General features: G+C 47.1%; 7 protein-coding genes. 2 read left to right on the top strand and 5 right to left on the bottom strand.

What is annotated here, in order from left to right; translation table 11 throughout:
* Window positions 1-28 precede the first annotated feature (28 nt).
* The 3 genes from ACLFWI_RS25590 to ACLFWI_RS25600 form a co-directional block, all read right to left on the bottom strand.
* Entirely contained in the window at window positions 29-829 is an 801-nt protein-coding gene (locus tag ACLFWI_RS25590) for a radical SAM protein (protein WP_446415259.1), read from the bottom strand.
* Window positions 830-915: 86 nt separating this feature from the next.
* The gene (locus ACLFWI_RS25595; RefSeq protein WP_446415260.1) at window positions 916-1476 is read right to left on the bottom strand and encodes a DUF3122 domain-containing protein; all 561 of its coding nucleotides are present in this window, start codon (window positions 1474-1476) and stop codon (window positions 916-918) included.
* A gap of 263 nt (window positions 1477-1739) precedes the next feature.
* Window positions 1740-2324 carry a Tll0287-like domain-containing protein gene (locus tag ACLFWI_RS25600; RefSeq protein ID WP_446409832.1) on the bottom strand — a complete coding sequence of 195 codons (585 nt, stop codon included), beginning with the start codon at window positions 2322-2324 and terminating at the stop codon, window positions 1740-1742.
* Window positions 2325-2652: 328 nt separating this feature from the next.
* On the opposite strand from ACLFWI_RS25600, the gene infC (ACLFWI_RS25605) reads away from it, so the two are divergent.
* Together infC (ACLFWI_RS25605) and infC (ACLFWI_RS25610) are read left to right on the top strand one after the other, a co-directional pair.
* Window positions 2653-3144, top strand: coding sequence for a translation initiation factor IF-3 (infC, locus tag ACLFWI_RS25605; protein WP_269546331.1), 492 nt, complete (start codon window positions 2653-2655; stop codon window positions 3142-3144).
* 367 nt (window positions 3145-3511) lie between these two features.
* Complete coding sequence (gene infC, locus ACLFWI_RS25610) at window positions 3512-3982, top strand: translation initiation factor IF-3 (RefSeq protein ID WP_446409833.1); 471 nt, start codon at window positions 3512-3514, stop codon at window positions 3980-3982.
* Window positions 3983-4327: 345 nt separating this feature from the next.
* Here the strand turns inward: infC (ACLFWI_RS25610) and aroF are convergent, their stop codons facing one another.
* Complete coding sequence (gene aroF / locus ACLFWI_RS25615) at window positions 4328-5386, bottom strand: 3-deoxy-7-phosphoheptulonate synthase (protein ID WP_446415261.1); 1059 nt, start codon at window positions 5384-5386, stop codon at window positions 4328-4330.
* Between the two features lie 63 nt (window positions 5387-5449).
* On the bottom strand, window positions 5450-5851 hold a 402-nt coding region (locus ACLFWI_RS25620; protein WP_446415262.1), incomplete at its 5' end, for a photosystem II biosynthesis protein.

Here is a 5851-nt window from a genome sequence, read left to right on the forward strand (position 1 = left end):
ACAGACGTGCCATGATACACCTCTACACTCAACGTGGAGCGCATCGAACAGGGATAGTGGTCGCATCTTGTATTTTAGCGGCAAAGGCTTGTAAGACATCTCCACTAACTTGCTTTAATTGTTGTACAGGATAGGGACGTGATTCGGTAGGGGTATGATTACCCCGTCCATCCAGTTGATGGGTTAAGGGTTTAGGGCGGGTGGGGGTGTTGAGTTGAATTTCATCGGGATGTAGCGATCGCACTAATTGCATGTAAGTCTCTTGACTAAGCTGATTCGGTGGGGTTAACAGCATCGTTTGTATTCCTATATGTCCTGGATATCCCTGACGAAATTCCTGGATACCTGTCCAGATTTTGAGCCAATCGACTTCCATGACAGGACGATTGACAAGCCGTAGTTGATCAGGATTCACCGCATCGAGTTTAACCGAGACTTTATCCGCCAAGGCTAACGCCGCCTGCACCTCTGGATCACCTAAAAGCGTGCCATTTGTCAAGACTAAGACAGGCTTGTAAGTCATTTCCTTAACCTGGGAAATAATCTCAGCCAAGTTCAGGGCTAGAGTTGGTTCGCCATTACCACTGAGGGTTACCACATCTACATTCCAAGGGGCAAACGCTTGTAAATCTTGGACAATTTTTTCGGTAGGGACAAAAACTTGACGTTGGCTGGTGCGAACTTGAATTTCCCCTAACTGACAATAGACACAGTTAAATGAGCAAGTTGATTGGAGTCCAATGGGATCAATACCCAGCGATCGCCCATAGCGCCAGGAGTCCACTGGACCATAAACGGAGGTAAATGTGGTGGTTGATTGAGTGGTCATAATTTTCCTCCCGTATTAGACGAGGATTTTTCACATCGGTTTCAATGAGAAGTTTTCTCTATTGTCTCTCGGTTTTTTCCGTGCCGCTACTCAGTTGCCACAGTTTGCCACTCCAATATGACAACTGAGGGAATTCTCAGGGTGGTCGTGCGATCGCTCTTCATCGGTAGAGAGAGTTTAACCCCTGTCGCTGTCGGTAATTGGGACAACACTTCTGTGATATTATACTGACCAACATTCGCTGCTGGGGATTGGTCAGCGAACAGATCCTCAGCCTCTAAGACTTTACCCGTATTCGTCTTAATTTTTAAAGGTTGGGGGTGAGCAAATTCTGCCATCCCAGGAAAACCAACCAAACGTAGGCTAATGTCTTTCGGTTCACCTGCTTTAACCCTTTTGAATAATACGATTTGCCAAGATTGACCCGTTTCATCCGGCAAAGTATGGCGGGATTGATACAGCATCTGTCCGGGTGCTTCTTCGATTTGGCGGATAGAAGCGACGGCTGATGGAGGGGTAACGCTTCCCCAACCGATAACTATCAGCAGGACACTTGCACCTAGTACCAGTAGCCTCGATAGCCATCGTCGCATCCCACACCAGATACCGATTTGCGAGTTTGACTTTTTAATTTTTGATTGTGCCATTTTTGATTTGTTCTAATTATAAATAGGGCTACCCATCTCCCCCTTTCCCCATTAGTCTCAAGGCTACCAACCCAAGCTGGGACATCGGTCAAGAAACCGGGTTTCTTTGGGTGAAAGCTTGATATGAGAGTTGTTATCCTTACTATAAACCCGGTTTCTCGGAATACTTGACCGACGCTCTAGGACAAATTTGTTCCCTGTTCCCTTTCCTCACCAAAATGTCCCGCCTTAGACCGATAACCGTCTCAATAATGCGTGACAGCTTACCGAGTCAGCGCCTCTTGTAATCCTTGCTGAACATCGGGTAGAAATACGGCATACATTCCCCGTAAGTCACCGACATTGAAGTCAAAGGCAAGGTCTTGAGGATAGTTTTGTTGTACAAATTCAGGACGGGAGTCTTTAGCACCATGACAAGCTAGACAACTGGCTTCTACATTAATTCGCCGATAGTAGCTTGTTCCAGAGACACCATTGAGAGTTTCCCGTTGCCAAAAGCCAATTAACTCGGGATTCTGTTCCAACTTAGCCAGTGCCATCTTAGACTGTAGATTATCTGGGGCATGGGCAGGGTTACGGTATTTGGTTGCGATTTGTTTGACCAGCCAACCATTGTCTTGACTCAGTTTTTTGGCTTTCATCCCTACTGGTTTGCAGACGTCTTGCATCGTCTCTAGGGTTGGTTCCTCTGTACGACCTTCTAGAGTAGAGGCTAAGCCAGACCGCATGGCGTCTAGGTACTCAATTTCTTGCACGGCTTTGGCTAATTCAACCGGGTCAGTTTGGGCATTAGCGGTGGGAGGATACCCACTCAAGACCATCACTCCAATCAGGATGGCTAAGAACATTCGTCTGAGAGATTTCCATAACATGACAACTCTGAACCTTTTGATTCCGTGATTTAACTTATCTATTGTTTGAGTATATATCTATTTGGTTATTTTTTGAAATAGAGGATGAGGAGAAATTATGCCCAATTTCGTGAAATAGGGCAGTTCTGCGTGACAGAGGTTCATCGTTTGTTGCTGATGTGGCAGATTTGGTCGCGGGATAAAGGTGCAAAGGAATGGTCTGGTTTTCGCCAAGCGTAGCTGAAAGGGGTTTCAATTCCTCAGGGTTGCGCTATCCTAAAGAGGAGTTAGCCACTAAGCTATGGAGTTCTAGGAGGAAGGTATTATAGCTAACAAAGACAAGCAACGAATCAACCGTCAAATCAAGTCTCCTCAGGTTCTTTTGATTGATCATGAGAATAACAATCGCGGTTTGACTGATACTCGTGAGGCTCTCCAACTGGCGAAAGATGTAGGTCTGGACTTGGTGGTCGTCTCTGAGCGTAAAGATGCTCCCGTGGCAAAAATTTTGGACTACGGGAAACATCAGTACCAACAGAAGAAACGCCAACGCCAAAGCTCTAAACCAACCCTCAAGGAAGTTAAACTGCGTCCGAATGTTGGCGAGTCTGATTACAGCTTACGCATCAATCGAGCTGTTGAATGGTTGAGCAAAGGAGATTCCGTAAAGTTTCAGGTGCGTCTGCGGGGTCGGGAACATCAACATCGCGATCGCGCTACAGAACTGCTAGAGCGTGTGGTGTCTGATCTGGGTGAAGTTGGCAAAGTTCAGTCTTTTGATCGACGGGCACTGGTTGTTCAGATAGTTCCATCTTAGTACAAGAGGACAGACGCCTGTAAGGTAAAGTTTACGGTATCGGCTTTTTCACCTATTGTTAATGGGTGAGTTTTTCTGCGCCTGCTGCACTAGATCCAGATGGCACTGACTCAAGCAGAAATTCGGATGTTGACGACTAATTTACAAGGGCTTCACGCTCCCCGTGAAGCTTAATTCAGTGACATTCATTCGAGATTAGTGTTACTGTGTAAGCAACGTTCCTACTGCTTGCTAATGCCTAATCACCACAACATTTCTCAAACCTTAGTGGGATGTGAGGTGATCAGCATTGGGTTAACCTGATAGAGGTTAGCTAGTGGGATGTTGAACTTAGGAGGAAAGTCTTATCGCTAAAAAACAGAAACAACTGATTAACCATAAAATCAAATCACCTCAGGTTTTGTTAATTGACCATGAAAATAACAATCGTGGTTTGACTGATACCAGTGAGGCACTACAAGTCGCTAAGGATGCAGGTCTTGATTTAGTAGTCGTCTCTCAAAGTAAAGACGCTCCCGTGGCGAAGGTGTTGGACTACGGGAAACATCAGTACCAACAGAAAAAGCGTCAACGCCAAAGTTCTAAACCAACGCTCAAGGAAGTAAAATTGCGTCCGAATGTTGGTGACTCCGATTATGGCTTACGTATTAAAAGAGCGCTTAATTGGTTGGATAAAGGTAATTTGGTCAAGTTTCAGGTGCGTCTGAGAGGGCGAGAACACCAGCATCGCGATCGCGCCACAGAATTGCTAGAGCGTGTGATTGATGACCTCGGCGAAGCGGGGAAAGTCCAGTCTTTTGATAAGCGATCGCTAATTGTTCAGGTGACTCCCGCCTAGATTAGCTTTTCACTCAGGGGTTCTCCGCAAAAGAACAAGGCAAAAGAAGAAGGACACGGCAATACGGCAATAAGGACACGGCGATGCCGTGTCCCTAAGGTATCTCTGACTAATGTTCTAGAATAATTAGGGGCTGCTGAATAAGTCTTGTGGTGGGGGGAGGGAACAGGGAACAGGCAACAGGCAACAGTTTCAAGCCTCTGTTGAGGTGAAATTCGGCGCAAAAGTCAGCGAAAATCCCAGGATTTTAAGTGTAAAGGTGTAAAAACCTTGTACTTGTTGGGGGCAAAAATGGCTTGAAGTCCTTATCTGGTGTACCTTCCACACTTGTGCAGCAAGCCCTAATTACGCTATCGCCATAGCAGGTTCGTGCCAACGCCCAACGGCTTTACCAATCACTGCCATTTCTTGGACTAAGCTATCAAAGCTATCCGGTGTCAGGGATTGGGGTCCATCGGATAAGGCTTTAGCTGGATTAGGGTGAACTTCAATCATCAACGAATCCGCCCCGGCTGCGATCGCGGCTTTTGCCATTGAGGGTACATACTCAAACCACCCCGTACCGTGACTGGGATCAATCATGATCGGCAAATGGGTGAGCGATCGCAATACGGGTAACACCGATAAATCCAGTGTATTCCGGGCATACTTCCGGTCAAACCCCCGGACACCCCGTTCACAGAGAATCACATTAGCATTCCCGCCAGCTAAAACATACTCCGCCGCCATTAACCATTCATCAATGGTTGCCGACATTCCCCGCTTCAACAACACCGGTTTATCCTGTGCGCCTACTTTTTTCAACAGGGAGAAATTTTGCATATTGCGGGCACCGACTTGTAGCACATCAGCTACCTCGGCAATCTTTTCTACATCGGCTGTATCCATGACTTCGGTAATGATCCCCAAACCCGAAGCTTCCCGTGCGGCGGCGAGTAACCCTAAGGCACTTTCTCCATGACCTTGGAAGGAATAGGGCGACGTCCGAGGCTTATAGGCACCCCCCCGCAAAAACTTAGCGCCCGCCGCTTTTACCCGACGCGCCGTTTCCACAATCATCTCCTCGTTTTCTACCGAACAGGGACCGGCTACCAGCACCACGGGATGCTGCTCTCCAAAGTGAACAGCTCCATCGGGTGTTGATACTACAACTTCGCCAGCTTCCCCGTTACGATATTCGCGGCTTGCCCGTTTAAAGGGCTTCTCAACCCGCAGCACTTCTTCTATCCAGGGGCTAATTTCCTGAATTTGCAGCGGATCTAAAGCCGCCGTTTCACCGACTAGACCAATAACAACCTTGTGTTTACCAACAATCGGTTCAGGCGTTAGACCCTGTTCGCTGAGTTCCTGACTAATGCGATTGATTTCGGCTTCCGGAGAGCCGACTTTCATGACGACAATCATAAGTTTTAAGGTTTAAGTTTTCAATGTGATTGGGGAAGGGATAGGTTTTGACCGAAAAAAGAGCTAACTTTTTTTAGCCTCTCTCGCCTCACGCCATGCTGATGTGAGTCGTCCTAGGTTGGTTGTGAACTCCTGCCAACCCAGTAATGTTCCTGGACTGTCTTCTTCCCAGGATGCTGAAAGAACACCATAGCTTAATCCCAACACACCTAAGCCAAAAAATCCCATACTTACCAGAACTACAGCTACATTGGGTAACTCAATCTCCAGGTTGACCACCGCAAGATAGCTAACCACAAATGAAAGAATTCCCAACGCTGTCGGAATACCACAGAGTAACGCCATGCGGCGCAGCATACGCTTACTCACCTGATCAGGAATAGTCATCGACTCCGGAGTAGAAGCCTTGGGTTGATCCGGTTTGGCTGGGGATTTCGCCTTAGCTTTATTCGCTACAGGTTTAGC

Origin of the sequence: Coleofasciculus sp., from assembly GCF_046539235.1 — a bacterium.
Lineage (GTDB): Bacteria > Cyanobacteriota > Cyanobacteriia > Cyanobacteriales > Coleofasciculaceae > Coleofasciculus.

Coding starts and splice junctions, on each gene's coding strand:
- ACLFWI_RS25590 (WP_446415259.1), bottom strand. CDS start 829: ATGACCACTCAATCAACCACCACATTTACCTCCGTTTATGGTCCAGTG.
- ACLFWI_RS25595 (WP_446415260.1), bottom strand. CDS start 1,476: ATGGCACAATCAAAAATTAAAAAGTCAAACTCGCAAATCGGTATCTGG.
- ACLFWI_RS25600 (WP_446409832.1), bottom strand. CDS start 2,324: ATGTTCTTAGCCATCCTGATTGGAGTGATGGTCTTGAGTGGGTATCCT.
- aroF (WP_446415261.1), bottom strand. CDS start 5,386: ATGATTGTCGTCATGAAAGTCGGCTCTCCGGAAGCCGAAATCAATCGC.